Consider the following 17,128-nt stretch of genomic DNA (forward strand, 5'->3'; position numbering starts at 1 on the left):
CCATGATGCGCGCCTGGATCCTGCCGATGCTCTATCTGCTCTGCGGCGCAGCCGTCGCGACGGGGTCGCTCCTGGAGGGGAGCATCGGCACGGCGGTGACACTCCTGCTGGTGTTCCTGGCGCTCGCCGGCCTGCACTCGCCCCTGATCTTCCCGAGGTCGACCGGTGCGCGGGAGGCGCAGCGCCTCAGCGCGGCCGACGGCCGCCCGGTCGTCTTCTGGCGGCCGGGCTGCGCGTACTGCATGCGCCTGCGCATCCGGCTGGGCCGCAGCGCCGGCCGGTTGCACTGGGTCAACATCTGGCGCGACCCGGAAGGGGCCGCAGCGGTGAGGGCGGTCAACGACGGCAACGAGACCGTGCCGACCGTCTTCGTCGCGGGCCTGCCGCACACCAACCCCGATCCCGCGTGGGTGCGCGGACAGCTCGCCCCTCGTCGGGGATGAGGCACGGCGACAGGCGAGCCCCGACATGACCGTTCCCCGGCGATGTACTAGAGTTATCTCGACATCGAGATATATGCCGAAGGCGCACAGCGGGCCGCCGTGCGGTAAGGGTTACCTAACTAATCCTTACCTTAGCGGATGGCCGGAGTGGCTGTAGGCAGCACCACGCGGCGCCCGCCGTAGTGAGGCGCGGCGCGGAGTTACGCGCACATTGATGAAGGAGACTGTCGTGTCGGCGAACAGCTTCGACGCCCGCAGCACGCTGCGCGTGGGCGACGAGTCGTACGAGATCTTCAAGCTGGACAAGGTCGAGGGCTCCGCGCGCCTCCCTTACAGCCTGAAGGTGCTGCTGGAGAACCTGCTCCGCACGGAGGACGGCGCGAACATCACCGCCGACCACATCCGGGCGCTCGGTGGCTGGGACTCCCAGGCTCAGCCCAGTCAGGAGATCCAGTTCACGCCGGCCCGCGTGATCATGCAGGACTTCACCGGTGTGCCGTGTGTCGTCGACCTCGCCACCATGCGTGAGGCCGTCAAGGAGCTCGGCGGTGACGCGACGAAGATCAACCCGCTCGCCCCGGCCGAGCTGGTCATCGACCACTCCGTGATCGCCGACAAGTTCGGCACCAACGACGCGTTCGCGCAGAACGTCGAGCTGGAGTACGGCCGCAACAAGGAGCGCTACCAGTTCCTGCGCTGGGGCCAGACCGCCTTCGACGAGTTCAAGGTCGTCCCCCCGGGCACCGGCATCGTCCACCAGGTCAACATCGAGCACCTGGCGCGTACGGTCATGGTCCGGGGCGGCCAGGCGTACCCCGACACCCTCGTCGGCACCGACTCGCACACCACCATGGTCAACGGCCTCGGCGTGCTGGGCTGGGGCGTCGGCGGCATCGAGGCCGAGGCCGCGATGCTCGGCCAGCCGGTCTCCATGCTCATCCCGCGCGTCGTCGGCTTCAAGCTGACCGGCGAGCTCCCGGCCGGCACCACCGCCACCGACCTCGTGCTGACCATCACCGAGATGCTCCGCAAGCACGGCGTCGTCGGCAAGTTCGTCGAGTTCTACGGTGAGGGCGTCGCCGCCACCTCGCTCGCCAACCGCGCCACCATCGGCAACATGTCGCCGGAGTTCGGCTCCACCGCCGCGATCTTCCCGATCGACGACGAGACGCTGAAGTACCTGCGCCTGACCGGCCGCGACGCGCAGCAGGTCGCTCTCGTCGAGGCGTACGCCAAGGAGCAGGGCCTCTGGCTCGACCCGGCCGCCGAGCCGGACTTCTCCGAGAAGCTGGAGCTCGACCTCTCCACGGTCGTCCCCTCCATCGCCGGCCCGAAGCGCCCGCAGGACCGCATCGTCCTCGCGAACGCCAAGGCGCAGTTCGCCCAGGACGTGCGCAACTACGTCTCGGACGACGAGGAGGCGGGCAAGGAGTCCTTCCCGGCCTCCGACTCGCCGGCCGCCACCAACGGCGTCCCGTCGAACCCGGTCACCGTGACCGCCCCCGACGGCACCACGTACGAGCTGGACCACGGCGCCGTCACCGTCGCCGCGATCACCTCCTGCACCAACACCTCGAACCCGTACGTGATGGTCGCCGCGGCGCTCGTCGCGAAGAAGGCCGTGGAGAAGGGCCTGACCCGCAAGCCGTGGGTCAAGACCACCCTCGCCCCGGGCTCGAAGGTCGTCACCGACTACTTCGACAAGGCGGGCCTGACCCCGTACCTCGACAAGGTCGGCTTCAACCTCGTCGGCTACGGCTGCACCACCTGCATCGGCAACTCCGGCCCGCTGCCGGACGAGGTCTCCAAGGCGGTCAACGAGCACGACCTGGCCGTGACCTCGGTGCTCTCCGGCAACCGCAACTTCGAGGGCCGGATCAACCCCGACGTCAAGATGAACTACCTGGCGTCCCCGCCGCTGGTCGTCGCGTACGCCATCGCCGGTTCGATGAAGGTCGACATCACCAAGGACGCCCTCGGCGTCGACCAGGACGGCAAGCCCGTCTTCCTCGCCGACATCTGGCCGTCCGAGGCCGAGGTGAACGACGTCGTGGCCAACTCCATCGGCGAGGACATGTTCAACAAGTCCTACCAGGACGTCTTCGCGGGCGACGCCCAGTGGCAGGCGCTCTCCATCCCGACCGGCAACACCTTCGAGTGGGACGCCGAGTCGACGTACGTCCGTAAGCCCCCTTACTTCGAGGGCATGACGATGGAGACCACCCCGGTCTCCGACATCACGGGCGCCCGCGTCCTGGCCAAGCTGGGCGACTCGGTCACCACCGACCACATCTCCCCGGCCGGTGCGATCAAGGCCGACACCCCGGCCGGCAAGTACCTCACGGAGCACGGCATCGAGCGCCGTGACTTCAACTCCTACGGCTCGCGCCGCGGTAACCACGAGGTCATGATCCGCGGCACGTTCGCCAACATCCGCCTGCGCAACCAGATCGCGCCGGGTACAGAAGGCGGCTACACCCGCGACTTCACCCAGAGTGACGCGCCGGTCTCGTTCATCTACGACGCCTCGCAGAACTACCAGGCCGCCGGCACCCCGCTGGTCATCCTGGCGGGCAAGGAGTACGGCTCCGGCTCCTCCCGCGACTGGGCCGCCAAGGGCACCGCGCTCCTGGGCGTCAAGGCCGTCATCGCCGAGTCCTACGAGCGCATCCACCGCTCGAACCTCATCGGCATGGGCGTCCTCCCGCTCCAGTTCCCGGAGGGTCACACCGCCGAGTCCCTCGGCCTGACCGGCGAGGAGTCCTTCTCCTTCGCCGGCGTGACCGAGCTGAACAACGGCACCACCCCGCGCACCGTCAAGGTCACCACCGACACCGGTGTGGAGTTCGACGGCGTCGTCCGCATCGACACCCCCGGTGAGGCGGACTACTACCGCAACGGCGGCATCCTGCAGTACGTGCTGCGCAGCCTGATCCGCAAGTAGGCCCGGCAGGCAGTACGAAGGGAGGGCCGCATCCCCGCGACGGGGATGCGGCCCTCCCGCATGTTCCGGCCCTGCTGAAACCTCGTCGGATCAGGCAGGTCGGGGTATATCGAGCGCATCGAGCAGACCGGTCGGATCAGAAGAGGAACTTGTAGCTGTTCCAGCCGCTCGTGCCGACCTTCACCTTGGCCTGGTACGGGGCTGCGGCCTTGCCGGTGCCCTTGTACAGGTAGAGCTCGCCCTTGGCGTTGCGGGCGAGGAGGTCGGTGCGGCCGTCCCCGCTGATGTCGCCGGTGGAGACCAGCCGGTTGTACTGGTTCCAGCCGCTGCCGACCTTGGTGCGCTTGGCGAACGGCGCCTTCTGGTTGCCGGTGCCCTTGTACAGCCACAGGACGCCGGACTTGTCACGCGCGACGACGTCGTTCTTGCCGTCGCCGGTCAGGTCGCCGTTGCCGGCGATCTCGGTGTAGATGTTCCAGCCGGTGGCCACCTTGATACGGCCCGTCACCTTGCCGGTGCCGTAGCCGAGGTAGAGGTACAGGTCGCCCTTGGAGTCGCGGGCGAGCAGGTCGCCCGCGGCGGCGCCGCCGATGTTGCCCGGGGAGACCAGCTTGTTGTAGATGTTCCAGCCGGAGCCGACCTTGACCGGCTTCTCGCCCTCGAACTTCAGGTAGCCGACGTTCCCGTTGGTCTCACGGAACCAGAGGCCTTCGCTGTAGCCGTTGGCCTTGTTGTCGTTGTCGACCTGCAGTATGGCGCTGACACCGGTCCAGCCCGATCCCTTGTTCGCGCGGGCGGTGAGCCCGCCCTTCCCGTTCCCGGTGTAGGCGTACAGGGTGCCCGCCGAGTTGGCGCCGTACAGGGCGAACCTGGGGGTGACGGCGGCTGCCGCCGCTGCGGCGGCAGCGGGTGCCTGGGCGGACTCGGCGGCCGCAGCCGACGGCTGCGGGGAGTCGGCGGCCACGGCGGAGGCGCCGGTTGCGACGAGGCCGGCGGTGAGCGCCGCGGCTGCCGCGCGAGCGGCAGTGCGTCGGTGGGTACGGCCAGCGGTTTCGGCCACGAAGTGCTCCATGGATCGCGATCGGTCGTGGCCCGCCGCGAGTTGGCGGCGGGCCACGGATTCACGCGAATCGTGTCATGACTTCGGGTCCGAAACCGGCGTTTTTCATCAGAAGAAGAGGCGGTAGGTGTTCCAGCCCGACGTCCCGATGATCACCTTGGGCTTGTACGGGGCTGCGGCCTTGCCGGTGCCCTTGTACAGGTAGAGCTCGCCCTTGGCGTTGCGGGCGACCAGGTCCGCGATGCCGTCCAGGTCGATGTCACCGGGCGCGAACACGGTGTTGTACTGGTTCCAGCCGCTGCCGATCCTGGTGCGCTTGGCGTACGGGGCGTGCTGGTTGCCGGTGCCCTTGTAGAGCCACAGGACGCCGGACTTGTCACGCGCGACGATGTCGCTCTTGCCGTCGCCGGTCAGGTCGCCGTTGCCGGCGATGTCGCTGTAGATGTTCCAGCCGGAGCCGACCTTGAGGCGCTTGGTGACCGTACCGTCGCCGTAGCCGAGGTAGAGGTACAGGTCGCCCTTGCCGTCGCGGCCCAGCAGGTCTCCGCCCTCGGCTCCGCCGAACTGGCCGGGGGACACCAGCTTGTTGTAGATGTCCCAGCCGTAGCCGATCTTCTTCGCCGCGGAGTTGTCGTTGGCGTAGTAGTGGATGTCGCCGTTGGTGCCGAGTTGCCAGCGGCCGTCCGCGACGTTGTCGGCGTTGTTGTCGACCCGGCCGAGGAACTTGACGTTCTTCCAGCCGGTGTCGAGCTGCACGCGCTTCTCGATGGCGCCGTTGCCGGTCGGGGTGTAGTAGTACGACGTGCCCGCGCTGTCCAGACCGGCGAGGCCGAACATGGGCGCGTCACCCGGCTCTGCGGCGAAGGCGGCGGTGCCGGTGCCGACGAGGGCCGCGGTTATCGCGGCGGCGGCGAGACGGGTGGCAGCCCGTCCGGGCCGACGGCCAGAAGTCTTGGCCACGTGTTCTCCATGGGTGGTGGGACGAGGCGTGACGCGCCGCGGGATACGGGGACACGCCACGGAATTGAGGGTGATCCTTTCACGAGTCCTCCACGTGTCCAAGGGTTTGGCGAAATGACGCCACCCCGGCATCTTCGCCCGGATATGCGGGTGTTGCGGGACCGGGCGCGGCGGGCGCCCCCGGTCCGGCCCGGTTACTTCCGGTGGGCCGCGATCAGCTGCCGGTACCAGCGGTAGCTGTCCTTCGGCGTGCGCTCCTGGGTGTCGTAGTCGACCCGGACGATCCCGAACCGCTTCGCGTACCCGAGCGCCCACTCGAAGTTGTCCAGCAGCGACCAGACGTAGTAGCCCCGGACGTCCACGCCCGCGTCCATCGCCGCCCGCAGCGCCGTCAGATGGGTGCGCAGGTACTCGACCCGGTCCGCGTCGCGCACCGAGCCGTCCGCGTCCACCGTGTCGGACTCCGCCGAGCCGTTCTCCGTGATGTGCACCGGCGGCAGCGCGTCCCCGTAGGTCTCCTTCAGCGCGGTCAGCAGATCGGTGAAGGACTCCGGCACGACCGGCCAGCCCATCGCCGTCCGGCGGACGTCCGGGTACCGGCCCTCGCTGTACCGGTTGTCGGTGGCGACCCGCAGCGCGGGGTCGGGCTCGCGGTGCGGGGCGGCGGCGATGACGATCGGGCGGTAGTAGTTGATGCCCAGGAAGTCCATCGGCCGGGAGATCAGCTCCAGGTCGCCGTCCCGGCGGAAGTCCTGGGCGGTGATCAGCTCGCCCCAGGTGTCCGCCTCGGTGGCCGGGTAGCGGCCCGCAAGGATCGGCTCGGTCCACACCAGGTTGTGCTGGGTGTCCGCGCGGACCACGGCGGCCAGGTCGGCATCCGAATCGGTGGCCGGGACGTTGCGGTCGAGGTTGAGCGTGATGCCCGCCTCGCGCACCCCGGCCGCCCGCAGCTCCCTCATCGCCAGGCCGTGGCCGACCAGCAGGTGGTGCGCGGCGGCCAGCGCGCCGCGCCCCTCCTTCGCGCCGGGCGCGTGCCGGCCCACCGAGTAGCCGAGGAAGGCGCTGCACCAGGGCTCGTTGAGCGTGATCCAGCGCGGCACCCGGTCGCCCAGGTGCTCCGCCATGATCCCGGCGTACTCCCCGAACCGCTCCGCGGTCTCGCGCACCCGCCAGCCGCCCCGGTCCTCCAGCGCCTGGGGCAGGTCCCAGTGGTAGAGGGTGGCGGCCGGTTCGATGCCGGCTTCGAGGAGCGAGTCGACGAGCCGGGAGTAGAAGTCCAGCCCCTTGGGGTTGACGGCGCCGCCGCCGTCCGGCTGGACGCGCGACCAGGCGATGGAGAACCGGTAGGAGTCCACGCCCAGTTCGCGCAGCAGCGCCACGTCCTCTGGGTAGCGGTGGTAGTGGTCGCAGGCGACGTCACCGGTGTCACCGCCGTCGGTCTTCCCTGCCGTGTGGCTGTAGGTGTCCCAGATGGACGGACCTCGGCCGTCCTCCCGCACGGCGCCCTCGATCTGGTACGAGGCCGTGGCCGCGCCGAAGACGAAGCCGGGCGGGAACACGGGGAACTCACTCATGGGTACGCAGTCCTTACTTGACCGAGCCGCCGGTGATCCCGGCGGCGATGTACTTCTGCGACAGGACGAGCAGGACCGCCGCCGGGATCGCCGACAGGACGGACGCCGCCATGACGGAGCCCCAGTCACCGACATGGGCGCCGATGTACTGGTAGATGCCCAGCGTGATCGGCTTCACGTCGTCCGTGGTGTTCAGCGTCAGCGCGAACATGAAGTCGCTCCACGCGTACAGGAACGAGAACAGCCCTGCGGTGATCAGGGAGTTGCGGCTCATCGGCAGCACGACCCGCACGAAGGTACGGAGCCGGCCCGCGCCGTCCACCTCGGCCGCCTCGATGACCTCGCGCGGGATGGCGACCATGAACGAACGCATCAGCACGATGGCGAACGGGATACCGAGCGAGGCGTCGGCCAGCATCAGCCCGGCGTAGGAGTTGACCAGGCCCATGTCCACGTACGCGCTGTACAGGGCGTTGGCGATGACGATGCCCGGCACCATCTGGGTGATCAGGGTGGAGAAGACGATCGTCCTGGTGCCGCGCAGCCTGAACTGGGCGAGCCCGTAGGCGGCGGGCGCCGAGACGGCCAGGCAGATGACCACCGCGCCGAGCGCGACGGCCAGCGAGGTCAGCAGGTTGCGGCCCTGGTCCGTGACGGCCGAGCGGAAGCCCGACAGGTCCAGGCTGTGCGGGAAGGGGCTGACCTCCAGCAGCCCGGACTCGGGCTGGAGCGCGGTGTTCACCATCCAGTACAGCGGGAACAGCATCACGCACAGCACCACGACGCCGAAGACCGTGGCGCCCCAGCGCCGCTTCGGCCGGCCGGTGGAACGCGTGGGGGCGGCGGGGGTACGCACAGGGCTCGCCATGCCGGTCACTTCCCCTCGTTGCGGTTGGCCCGCAGGTAGAACACCGCGAAGACCGCGGAGATCAGGATCAGGATGTTGCCGACCACGGCGCCCGCCCCGAAGTCCAGCTGGACGAAGGAGTTCTGGTACGTGAGGGTGCCGAGCGTCTGCGTGGAGTCGGCGGGGCCGCCGTCGGTGAGCGCCAGGATCAGGTCGAGGACCTTCACCGTCGACATGAAGCCGAGCACCAGCACCACGGTGATGACGGGCCGCAGCATCGGCAGCGTGATCGAGCGGAAGGTCCGCCAGGCGGAGGCGCCGTCGAGCGAGGCGGCCTCGTACAGCTCCTTGGGGACCTCCTGGAGACCGCCGTAGAGGATCACCATGTTGAACGGGATGCCGATCCAGATGTTCACCAGGACCACCGAGACCAGCGCCATTCCGGGGCTGGTCAGCCACGGGGTGTCGCCGAGCCCGACCATGCCGAGGAACGAGTTGAGGACGCCGGTGTCCTGGTCGAGGATGCGCCGCCAGACGACACCGGAGACGACCATCGGGACCAGCCACGGCAGCAGGATCAGCGACCGCAGGATGCCGTTGAGCGGGAAGCGGCGGCTGAAGAACACCGCGAGGCCCAGACCGATGCAGAACTGCCCGATCAGCGAGCCGACGGTGAACAGGACGGTGTGCCACAGGGCCTTGCCGAAGAGCTCGTCGTTGAAGACGTTGCTCCAGTTGTCCGTTCCGTTGAACGGGGAGCTGCCCGTGAAGAACGTGGACGGCGAGTAGTCCTGGAAGCTCATCACGATGTTGCGGACGAGCGGATAGCCGAAGAAGAGCGCCATGAAGATCACGGCGGGGGCGATGAAGCCCCACTGGGCGAGCCGCCTGCGGAGGCGGGCGCGCGCCGGGTTCGGTGGCTTCGCGGCCTTCTTGGTCACGGGCGCCGGAGCGGCGGCTGCGGAGACGGCGGTGGTCGACATGGTTCGGATACCTCAGTTCCCGCTCGTGGCGCGCTGCTGGGCGCGCTTGAGGGCGGCCTCGCTGGACTCGCCGGTCAGGGCGGACTGGAAGGCGCTCTGGAGCGCGAGGGAGACGGACGACCAGCCCGCGCCGAGCTTCGCGGTGCGCGAGCGGGCGGTGGCGACCTGGCCGGAGAGGGCGGCCAGCTCCGGGACCTTCTCGCGCCACACGGCGGCGGCCTTCTCGTTGGCCGGGACCATCCAGCTGTTGAGCGCGTAGGTGATCTGCTCCTGTTCGCCCGACATACAGCCGATGATCTTCGCCGACATCTTCTCCCGGGCGCCGTCACCGGTGTTGGGCACGGTCAGGATCCCGCCGCCCAGCGGCCCGACCGAGTCGTCCCCGGCCTTCGGTACCGGAATCCGGGCCATGCCCCAGTGCAGCGCCTTCTTGGTGTTGAGGGTCTCCACCTGCCACGGGCCGTTGATCATCATGGCGGCGTTGCCCGCCATGAACTGGTCGTTCACATCGGCCTGGGTCCAGTTGACCGTCGACTTGGACAGCGAGCGGTCCTTGAGCAGGCTCTTCCAGTAGTCCAGCGCCCCGGCCACCTGCGGGCTGTCGAGCTTCGTCTCGTCGCCGCCGTTGGACCACATGAACGGGGTGAACTGGAAGACCCCGTCCTCCGCGCCGCCCGCGCTGAGCGCCAGCCCGTACCGCTTGCCCGTGGTGAGCTTCTTCGCGGTCGACCGCATCTCGGCCCAGGTGGCGGGCACCTTCAGACCGGCCCGGTCGAGGGTGTCCTTGTTGTAGAACAGCGCCAGGGTGTTCACGGTGCGCGCCGCGCCGTAGTACGTCCCCTCGTACGAGCCGAAGTCGACGATCCCCCGGGGGATGTCGGTGGTGGTCAGCCCGAGGTCCTTCAGCGGGATCAGGCCGCCGGCCTCTGCGAACGTCGGCATCTCGGAGGCGTCCAGCTGAAGGACGTCGGGCAGCGACTTCGAGGACGCCATCCGCAGGGCCTTCGTCATCACCTGGGCGGCCGGGACGCTCTGCTGCTCGATGGTCACCCCGAGCTGCTTGCCGCACCGGGCCAGCGTCTGGGCGTCCCAGCGGTGGTAGGACTCGTCGGTCGACGAGTTCATGACGGTGTACACATCCGGGTCCCGCTGCTGCCCGCAGCCGGACAGGACCGCGCCGCCGGCCAGCGCGGAGACGACGGTGAGCGGAACGATGACCCGCCGGTGGTGACGACGGCGCCGTTGGCGCAGGCCGTCCGGGGAAGGTGCTGTCACGAGGGTGCCCTTGGGTGGGAGGGGTACGAAGGAGTGCCCGCCGGCGGTGGCCGGACACCCCGGGGGCGTCAGCTGACGCCGAGCAGGTGCTCCATGGCGAGCTGGTCGAGGGCCTCGAACGCCATCGAGCGCTCGGCCGCGGCCGTCACGTCGAAGTCCTCGTACGCGGAGCGGTCGGCCAGCAGCCCGGCCACCCCGTCGGCGGCGGTGGGCCGCGCCAGCTCGTCCAGCCGGGAGGCGGCCAGCGCCTCCTTGACGGCGGGATCGGCGCGGAACGCCTGCGCGCGCTCCTTGAGGATCAGGTAGTTGCGCATGCAGTTCTTCGCGGACTCCCAGACCCCGTCGATGCCGTCGGTGCGCACCGGCTTGAAGTCGAAGTGCAGCGGGCCGCGGTAGTCCGAGTCCTCCAGCAGGTCGACGAGCCAGAAGGCCTGGCGCAGGTCACCGGCGCCGAAGCGGAGGTCCTGGTCGTACTTGATGCCGGACTGGCCGTTGAGGTCCAGGTGGAAGAGCTTGCCCGCCCAGATCGCCTGCGCGATGCCGTGCGCGAAGTTCAGCCCGGCCATCTGCTCGTGGCCGACCTCCGGGTTCACGCCGTACATCTCCGGGCGCTCCAGGCGCTCGATGAACGCCAGGGCGTGACCGACGGTCGGCAGCAGGATGTCCCCGCGCGGCTCGTTCGGCTTCGGCTCGATGGCGAACCGCAGGTCGTAGCCCTGCTCGACGACGTACTCCCCGAGCAGGTCGAACGCCTCCTTCATCCGGTCCAGCGCGAGACGGATGTCCTTCGCACCCCCCGACTCCGCACCCTCACGGCCACCCCACGCCACATACGTCTCAGCGCCCAGCTCGACCGCCAGATCGATGTTGCGGATCACCTTGCGCAGCGCGAACCGCCGCACATCACGGTCGTTCGACGTGAACCCGCCGTCCTTGAACACCGGGTGCGTGAACAGGTTCGTCGTGGCCATCGGGACCTTGAGGCCGGTGCGGTCCAGGGCGTCCTTGAAGCGCGTGACGATCGCGGCGCGCTCGGAGTCCGTCGAGCCGAAGGGGATCAGGTCGTCGTCGTGGAACGTCACACCGTACGCACCGAGTTCCGCGAGGCGCTCGACGGACTCGACCGGGTCCAGGGCTGGGCGGGTGGCGTCACCGAAGGGGTCGTTGCCGCGCCAGCCGACGGTCCAGAGCCCGAAGGTGAACCTGTCGGCGGGGGTGGGGGTGAAGCGGTTCGACATTCTGCTGCCTCTTGTCGACATGCCCGGACAGCCGCGCTGCCGTACGAGCGATTTGTTTGCTGGCAGTACTAATACGCCATCCTGGCGCGGGTTTCTAGACCACCCCTGTGACACACCCGTCACGCAGAGGCAACGCGAGGACGAATTGTGAGGAATTGGGTCCCAGTCGGAGGCGGGGGTGAGGTGTGCGTTCGTGGACTGTCGAAGCGCTTCGAAAAACATTTGTTTTGTGTACGATCAAAATCTGGCTGACGGCGCAACCCCGAACCCACCTCCGTACCCCCCGTACCGGCTAAGGAAGACCCCCATGAAGTTCACCGACGGCTTCTGGCAGATGCGAGACGGTGTGGACGCCTCGTACGCCACCGACCTCCGTGACCTGCGGCTCGACGCCGACCGACTCACCGCCCACGCGGCCGTCAAGCGCGTGACGCGGCGCGGTGACACGCTCAACGCGCCGCTGATCACCGTGGAGGCGTTCGCCCCCGCCGAAGGCGTCATCGGGGTCCGCGTCACCCACCTCGCGGGCAGACGCCGCCCCGGCCCGGAGTTCGCCCTGCCCGGCGCCACGGTGGACGCCACGGCCACCACGCGTGACGACGGCCGGGCCGCCGAACTCACCAGCGGCCCTCTCACCCTCCGGCTGCCCACAGAGGGCGACTTCGGTCTGGAGTTCCTCGACGCGGACGGCCGCCTGCTGACCGCCGCCGGACGCAAGGGCACCGCCTTCGCCACGGTGGCGGACGGCGGCCACCACATGCTCGCCCAGCTCGCGCTCGGCGTCGGCGAGACGATCCACGGCCTCGGCGAGCGGTTCACCCCGTACGTCAAGAACGGCCAAGTCGTCGACATGTGGCAGGCCGACGGCGGCACCAACAGCGAACAGGCGTACAAGAACGTCCCGTTCTACCTGTCCTCGCGCGGCTACGGCGTCTTCGTCAACCACCCGGGCAAGGTGTCCTTCGAGGTCGGCTCCGAGGCCGTCGGCCAGGTCCAGTTCAGCGTCGAGGACCAGGTCCTGGAGTACTTCGTCGTCGCGGGCCCCACGCCCAAGGACGTCCTCACCCGCTACACCGCGCTCACCGGCCGCCCGGCCCTGCCCCCGGCCTGGTCCTTCGGCCTCTGGCTCACCACCTCGTTCACCACCGACTACGACGAGGCGACCGTCACCTCCTTCGTGGACGGCATGTCCGAGCGCGGCATCCCGCTCTCCGTCTTCCACTTCGACTGCTTCTGGATGCGCGAGTACCAGTGGTGCGACTTCGAATGGGACCCGCAGACCTTCCCGGACCCGGTCGGCATGCTCACCCGGCTCAAGGAGAAGGGGCTGCGGATCTGCGTCTGGATCAACCCGTACATCGCGCAGAAGAGCGCCCTGTACGCGGAGGGCGCGGACAAGGGCTACTTCGTCCGCACCCCCGAGGGCGACATCTGGCAGTGGGACAAGTGGCAGGCAGGCATGGCGCTGGTCGACTTCACCGACCCCGAGGCCACCGCCTGGTTCCAGGCCAAGCTGAAGACCCTCCTCGACCAGGGCGTCGACGGCTTCAAGACGGACTTCGGCGAGCGCATTCCCACCGACGTCGTCTGGCACGACGGCTCCGACCCGGAGCGGATGCACAACTACTACACGCACCTGTACAACAAGGCCGTCTTCGAACTCCTGGAGAAGGAGCGCGGCCAGGGCGAGGCGGTCCTGTTCGCCCGCTCCGCCACCGCGGGCGGCCAGCAGTTCCCCGTCCACTGGGGTGGCGACTGCTGGTCCTCCTTCGGCGCCATGGCCGAGTCCCTGCGCGGCGGCCTCTCGCTGAGCCTGTCCGGCTTCGGCTTCTGGAGCCATGACATCGGCGGCTTCGAGGGCACCCCGGACCCGGCGGTCTTCAAGCGCTGGCTCGCCTTCGGGCTGCTCTCCTCGCACAGTCGGCTGCACGGCTCCTCGTCCTACCGGGTGCCGTGGGAGTTCGGGGACGAGGCGGTCGCGGTCGCCAAGCAGTTCACCGAGCTGAAGCACCGACTGATGCCCTACCTGTACGGGGCGGCCGTCGAGGCCCACCGCACCGGCGTCCCCACCATGCGGCCCCTGCTGCTGGAGTTCCCCGACGACCCGGCCACCCGCACGGTGGACCGGCAGTACCTGCTCGGCCCCGACCTCCTGGTCGCCCCGGTCTTCAGCGAGGACGGGCAGGTCGAGTACTACGTCCCCGAGGGCACCTGGACCCACCTCCTGACCGGCGAGACCGTCACCGGACCCGGCTGGCACCGGGGCACCTACGGCTTCGACAGCCTCCCGCTCCTGGTCCGCCCCGGCGCGGTCCTGCCGCTCGGCGCGGACTCCTCGCGCCCCGACGGCGACTGGACGCGGAACCTGGAGCTGCGCGTGTACGTCCCCGAAGGAACCGGCGACTTCACCCGCACGGTGACGGTCCCCGACCTCACGGGCGCACCGGCCGCCACGTACGAACTGGTCCGTGCGGGCGGCACACTCCGCGTCACCTCGGACGCCGGTCTGCCGTACGAGGTCGTGGTCGTCGGCGACACGGCGCTGAACGTCGTCATGGGCTGAGCGGGTAGGCCGGCCCGATCCGTCACGGCGCCGGGGGCGCCGTGACGAAGGGCGCGAAGCAGATGCCGGTCGCTTCGCAGCTCGCGTTCCACAACCGCGCCGCGACGCAGGTGTCGGTGAGGTTGTCCCACACCGGTTCGCGCCGTGGCCTGCCGCGCAGCCCGAAGACGCGCGGCCCCCACAGTTGCCCGCCGAGCACGGCAGGGTCGAGCACGGCCCGGACCGCGGGCCACGCTCCGGCGTGCTTGCCCTGCAGGAGAAGGCCGGCCGGTGCGCCACCGAGCCGGGCACCCGCGGTCCGCAGATGGACGGGCGGCCGCGACGGGGTGAGCGAGTCGAGCGCCCCGCCGGGATGGACCACGATGCTCGCCACCGTGCTCCGGGCGGCGCGCAGCCTGCGGTCGAGTTCGAGGGCGAAGTGCATCTGAGCCAGCTTGGAGCGGCCGTAGACGCGCTTGGGCCGGTAGTCGTGGAGGGACTGAAGATCGTCCAGGTCCAGTTGCTCTGACTTCGCCGCGAAGCTGCCCATGGTCACGACGCGTGCCGCCGGTGCGGCCGACAGCAGCGGCATCAGCCACCGGGTCAGCGCGAAGTGCCCCAGATGATTGGTGCCGAACATGAGCTCGTAGCCGGCCCCGGTCTCCTGGCGCGGCGGGTCGTCGAGGGCGACGCCGGCGTTGAGGACCACGGCGTCGAGGCGTTCCAGCTCCAGGGAGTCCACCGCCGGTCCGAGCGACGCGAGGTCGGCGAGATCCAGCCGGACGGCCCGCACCCGAGCGCCGGGAACCCGTGCGCGGACCGAGGCACAGGCGGCTTCCGTCTTCGCGGGACTCCGGCCGGCCAGCACGACGGTGGCACCGGTCGCGGACAGCTGCTCCGCGATGAAGTACCCGATACCGGCATTGCCGCCGGTCACCAGGAAGACGCTGCCGTCGGCGCGCGGTGGCCGGTGGACATCCCAGGGCGGTGTGGAGGACGTGGACGAAGACATGGTGGTGCGGCTCCCTCGCGTCGGGGCGGCCGCGGCTGCTCCGCGGGACACCCTCGGCATCAAGGTGTCAGCCGCCACCGACACACGGCCGACGGATCACCGACAGCCAGGGCGGGGGTACGGTCCGGGCTCAGTCGCCGGAGGGTGTCCGCTTGCTGTCAGAGGTCGCTGTCGATTCCCGTGACGACCGGGGTCCCGAGCGGCACGTCCTGCTCCGACAACCCTGTCTCCCGCAGCGCCGTGGACACCAGCCCCGCCGCTTCGAGCTCCGCTTCGTACCGGTCCGTGGCCTCGACCTCCAGGCGGACGGAGAAGGTGCCGTCGTCGTTGAGCGTCAGCAGGGCGAGCCCCTCGCTTCTGCTCACGTCCGTGTGCCGCTTGGCCAGCGCCTCCTCCAGTGCCGCGCGGGAGGTGTCGGAGATCCCGGTGACGAACGTTCCGGGGACGGTGATGACGAAGGTGGTCACGACGGTTCCTGCTTCCGTTGTGTAAGGGCGTCTTGTCCGGCTTCCCTCATTCTCGGCTCGCAACCAGGTGCGGGCGCCGTCCGAGTGATGTGCGTCGCGCGTCGCGCGTCCGTGGCGCTGTCCTGCCTCTTGCCCGGCGGGCCGACCCGCTCTACCTTACTCAAAAGTAAGTTTACTCTGGAGTAAGGAGTTTGCGTTGGTCGCCTACCGGACTGTCATGGTCGGCACGGACGGCTCGGAGTCATCGCTGGCCGCCGTCGAGGGGGCGGCCCGGCTCGCCGCCGTCTGCGGGGCCGAACTCGTGATCGCCTGTGCGTACGCGCCGATGCGCGGACCCGAACTCGCCCTGGCACAGGACCAGCTGGGAGCCGAGGCGTACCAGGTGGTGGGTTCGGCGCCCGCCGAGGAAACCCTGCGCACCGCCAAGGACCGGGCCCGGGTACAGGGTGCGGTGAACGTGCGGTCCATCGCGGTGCAGGACGAACCGGTCGCCGCACTCGTGCGGATCGCCCGGGAATGCTCGGCCGATCTCCTGGTCGTCGGGAACCGGGGGCTGCGCTCGCTGGCCGGGCGCATCCTCGGGTCCGTACCCGCGGACGTCGCCAGAAAGGCCGGACTCGACGTGCTCATCGTGCACACCACATGAGTGCGGCAGAACCCTCGGAGGGACAGCCGCCTCCACCCGGAGCCGACGAACTGGGCCGGGCCGTCGAGGAGGTGCTCCTCGGAGGCGCCCGCACCTGGACGAGGCGGGACATCGCCGAGCGGTCCGGGGTGGGGCCCGAGCGCACCGTGCTGATCTGGCGTGCGCTCGGGTTCCCCGCGGTCGGCGACGACGTACGGGCGTTCACCGACGCCGATGTGGACGCGCTGCGCGTGGGGGAGCGGCTCATCGAAGCCGGGCTCATCACGGAGGAGGGCGAGATCATGATGGCGCGCGCCCTGGGCCACCATCTGTCCCGGCTCGCCGAATGGCAGGCGCACACCCTCCGGGCCTGGATGAACCACGAGTCGCGCATCCCTTCGGGAGAGGGGGAGCCGGCCGGCCATGCCGCGGCGCTGCTGCCGGAGTTGGAACTGCTGCAGCGGCACGTGTGGCGGCGGCATCTCGCGGCCTGTACCGCACGGGTGCTCGCAGAGGCCGAGGAGGACGTGCCCGTGGAGCCGGGACGGGTGAAGGGTGAGCCGGGAGGCGTCGCGGAAGGCGGGCCGGGACCGTCCGGGGCGGGCGCGGACGTCCGTGACCGGGCCGTCGGTTTCACCGACATGGTCGGCTACACGCGCATGACCCGTGGACTGGACAGCACCGAACTCGTCCGGGTGCTCGACCGGTTCGAGAGGCTGACGGGCGACGTGGTCGCCGAGGGCCGGGGCCGGGTGGTGAAGACCATCGGCGACGAGGTGCTCTTCGTGTGCGAGGCGGCATCCTCGGCAGCCGACATCGCCCTGGAACTCACTGCCCGCGCCGAGACGGACCCGGAGCTGCCGCAGCTGCGGACGGGGCTGGCGCACGGCGCCGTCCTCGGTCGCTTCGGTGACGTCTACGGGGCAGCGGTCAACATCGCCGCCCGGCTCACGGCGGTGGCCCGCCCCGACACGGTGCTGGTCGACACGGGCTTCGCCGGCGAACTGGAGGGGATGGCCGCATACGAACTCAAAGTGCTCCGACCGGTGTCGGTGCGCGGCTACAGCAGACTCCGCCCGGTGCTGCTTCGGCCGGCCCGTCCCGTCAGGTGGCCCCGCGGCGGCAGGCGGGCCGGATGACGGCACGTCGGCCCGCCCG

14 protein-coding genes are annotated in these 17,128 nt (G+C 69.7%); 5 read left to right on the top strand and 9 right to left on the bottom strand.

Annotated elements, in window-relative coordinates; translation table 11 throughout:
• Positions 1-2: 2 nt before the first annotated feature.
• Both OG892_RS31685 and acnA read left to right on the top strand, forming a co-directional pair.
• Complete coding sequence (locus OG892_RS31685) at positions 3-443, top strand: glutaredoxin domain-containing protein (RefSeq protein WP_371630856.1); 441 nt, start codon at positions 3-5, stop codon at positions 441-443.
• A 229-nt stretch (positions 444-672) separates the two neighbouring features.
• Complete coding sequence (gene acnA, locus OG892_RS31690) at positions 673-3,387, top strand: aconitate hydratase AcnA (RefSeq protein ID WP_073734846.1); 2,715 nt, start codon at positions 673-675, stop codon at positions 3,385-3,387.
• A gap of 136 nt (positions 3,388-3,523) precedes the next feature.
• On the opposite strand, the gene OG892_RS31695 is transcribed toward acnA, so the two are convergent.
• From OG892_RS31695 to xylA, 7 genes are all read right to left on the bottom strand, one after another.
• Positions 3,524-4,447 (bottom strand): VCBS repeat-containing protein, encoded by a 924-nt coding sequence (locus OG892_RS31695; protein WP_328864966.1) that lies wholly within the window; start codon positions 4,445-4,447, stop codon positions 3,524-3,526.
• A gap of 108 nt (positions 4,448-4,555) precedes the next feature.
• The gene (locus tag OG892_RS31700; protein WP_371630857.1) at positions 4,556-5,407 is read right to left on the bottom strand and encodes an FG-GAP repeat domain-containing protein; all 852 of its coding nucleotides are present in this window, start codon (positions 5,405-5,407) and stop codon (positions 4,556-4,558) included.
• Between the two features lie 194 nt (positions 5,408-5,601).
• Positions 5,602-6,981 carry a GH1 family beta-glucosidase gene (locus OG892_RS31705; RefSeq protein ID WP_371630858.1) on the bottom strand — a complete coding sequence of 460 codons (1,380 nt, stop codon included), beginning with the start codon at positions 6,979-6,981 and terminating at the stop codon, positions 5,602-5,604.
• A 13-nt stretch (positions 6,982-6,994) separates the two neighbouring features.
• The gene (locus OG892_RS31710) at positions 6,995-7,849 is read right to left on the bottom strand and encodes a carbohydrate ABC transporter permease (RefSeq protein ID WP_107421748.1); all 855 of its coding nucleotides are present in this window, start codon (positions 7,847-7,849) and stop codon (positions 6,995-6,997) included.
• Positions 7,850-7,854: 5 nt separating this feature from the next.
• Positions 7,855-8,811, bottom strand: a complete 957-nt coding sequence (locus OG892_RS31715) for a carbohydrate ABC transporter permease (protein ID WP_371630859.1) — start codon at positions 8,809-8,811, stop codon at positions 7,855-7,857.
• Between the two features lie 12 nt (positions 8,812-8,823).
• Entirely contained in the window at positions 8,824-10,086 is a 1,263-nt protein-coding gene (locus tag OG892_RS31720; RefSeq protein ID WP_073734852.1) for a sugar ABC transporter substrate-binding protein, read from the bottom strand.
• Positions 10,087-10,154: 68 nt separating this feature from the next.
• Positions 10,155-11,324 (bottom strand): xylose isomerase, encoded by a 1,170-nt coding sequence (gene xylA, locus OG892_RS31725; RefSeq protein WP_371630860.1) that lies wholly within the window; start codon positions 11,322-11,324, stop codon positions 10,155-10,157.
• A 307-nt stretch (positions 11,325-11,631) separates the two neighbouring features.
• Here xylA and yicI point away from each other — a divergent pair, with 307 nt between their 5' ends.
• Positions 11,632-13,887 carry an alpha-xylosidase gene (gene yicI, locus OG892_RS31730; protein ID WP_371630861.1) on the top strand — a complete coding sequence of 752 codons (2,256 nt, stop codon included), beginning with the start codon at positions 11,632-11,634 and terminating at the stop codon, positions 13,885-13,887.
• A 22-nt stretch (positions 13,888-13,909) separates the two neighbouring features.
• Here the strand turns inward: yicI and OG892_RS31735 are convergent, their stop codons facing one another.
• Entirely contained in the window at positions 13,910-14,878 is a 969-nt protein-coding gene (locus OG892_RS31735) for an SDR family NAD(P)-dependent oxidoreductase (protein ID WP_371630862.1), read from the bottom strand.
• 158 nt (positions 14,879-15,036) lie between these two features.
• A complete protein-coding gene (locus OG892_RS31740) occupies positions 15,037-15,345 on the bottom strand; it encodes a hypothetical protein (RefSeq protein WP_327339567.1) in 309 nt (102 codons plus the stop codon).
• A gap of 196 nt (positions 15,346-15,541) precedes the next feature.
• Here OG892_RS31740 and OG892_RS31745 point away from each other — a divergent pair, with 196 nt between their 5' ends.
• Together OG892_RS31745 and OG892_RS31750 are read left to right on the top strand one after the other, a co-directional pair.
• The gene (locus tag OG892_RS31745) at positions 15,542-15,991 is read left to right on the top strand and encodes a universal stress protein (RefSeq protein ID WP_073734857.1); all 450 of its coding nucleotides are present in this window, start codon (positions 15,542-15,544) and stop codon (positions 15,989-15,991) included.
• Positions 15,988-17,109, top strand: a complete 1,122-nt coding sequence (locus OG892_RS31750; RefSeq protein ID WP_371630863.1) for an adenylate/guanylate cyclase domain-containing protein — start codon at positions 15,988-15,990, stop codon at positions 17,107-17,109. Before OG892_RS31745 ends, OG892_RS31750 begins: the two co-directional genes overlap by 4 nt.
• Positions 17,110-17,128: the final 19 nt, after the last annotated feature.

The sequence above is a fragment of the Streptomyces sp. NBC_00341 genome (assembly GCF_041435055.1).
Taxonomy (GTDB): Bacteria; Actinomycetota; Actinomycetes; order Streptomycetales; family Streptomycetaceae; genus Streptomyces.

Excerpts from the sequence above, each read along its gene's own strand:
- OG892_RS31750 (WP_371630863.1), top strand. The coding sequence starts at position 15,988 with ATGAGTGCGGCAGAACCCTCGGAGGGACAGCCGCCTCCACCCGGAGCC.
- OG892_RS31735 (WP_371630862.1), bottom strand. The coding sequence starts at position 14,878 with ATGTCTTCGTCCACGTCCTCCACACCGCCCTGGGATGTCCACCGGCCA.
- OG892_RS31685 (WP_371630856.1), top strand. The coding sequence starts at position 3 with ATGATGCGCGCCTGGATCCTGCCGATGCTCTATCTGCTCTGCGGCGCA.
- OG892_RS31705 (WP_371630858.1), bottom strand. The coding sequence starts at position 6,981 with ATGAGTGAGTTCCCCGTGTTCCCGCCCGGCTTCGTCTTCGGCGCGGCC.
- OG892_RS31715 (WP_371630859.1), bottom strand. The coding sequence starts at position 8,811 with ATGTCGACCACCGCCGTCTCCGCAGCCGCCGCTCCGGCGCCCGTGACC.
- yicI (WP_371630861.1), top strand. The coding sequence starts at position 11,632 with ATGAAGTTCACCGACGGCTTCTGGCAGATGCGAGACGGTGTGGACGCC.
- xylA (WP_371630860.1), bottom strand. The coding sequence starts at position 11,324 with ATGTCGAACCGCTTCACCCCCACCCCCGCCGACAGGTTCACCTTCGGG.
- OG892_RS31710 (WP_107421748.1), bottom strand. The coding sequence starts at position 7,849 with ATGGCGAGCCCTGTGCGTACCCCCGCCGCCCCCACGCGTTCCACCGGC.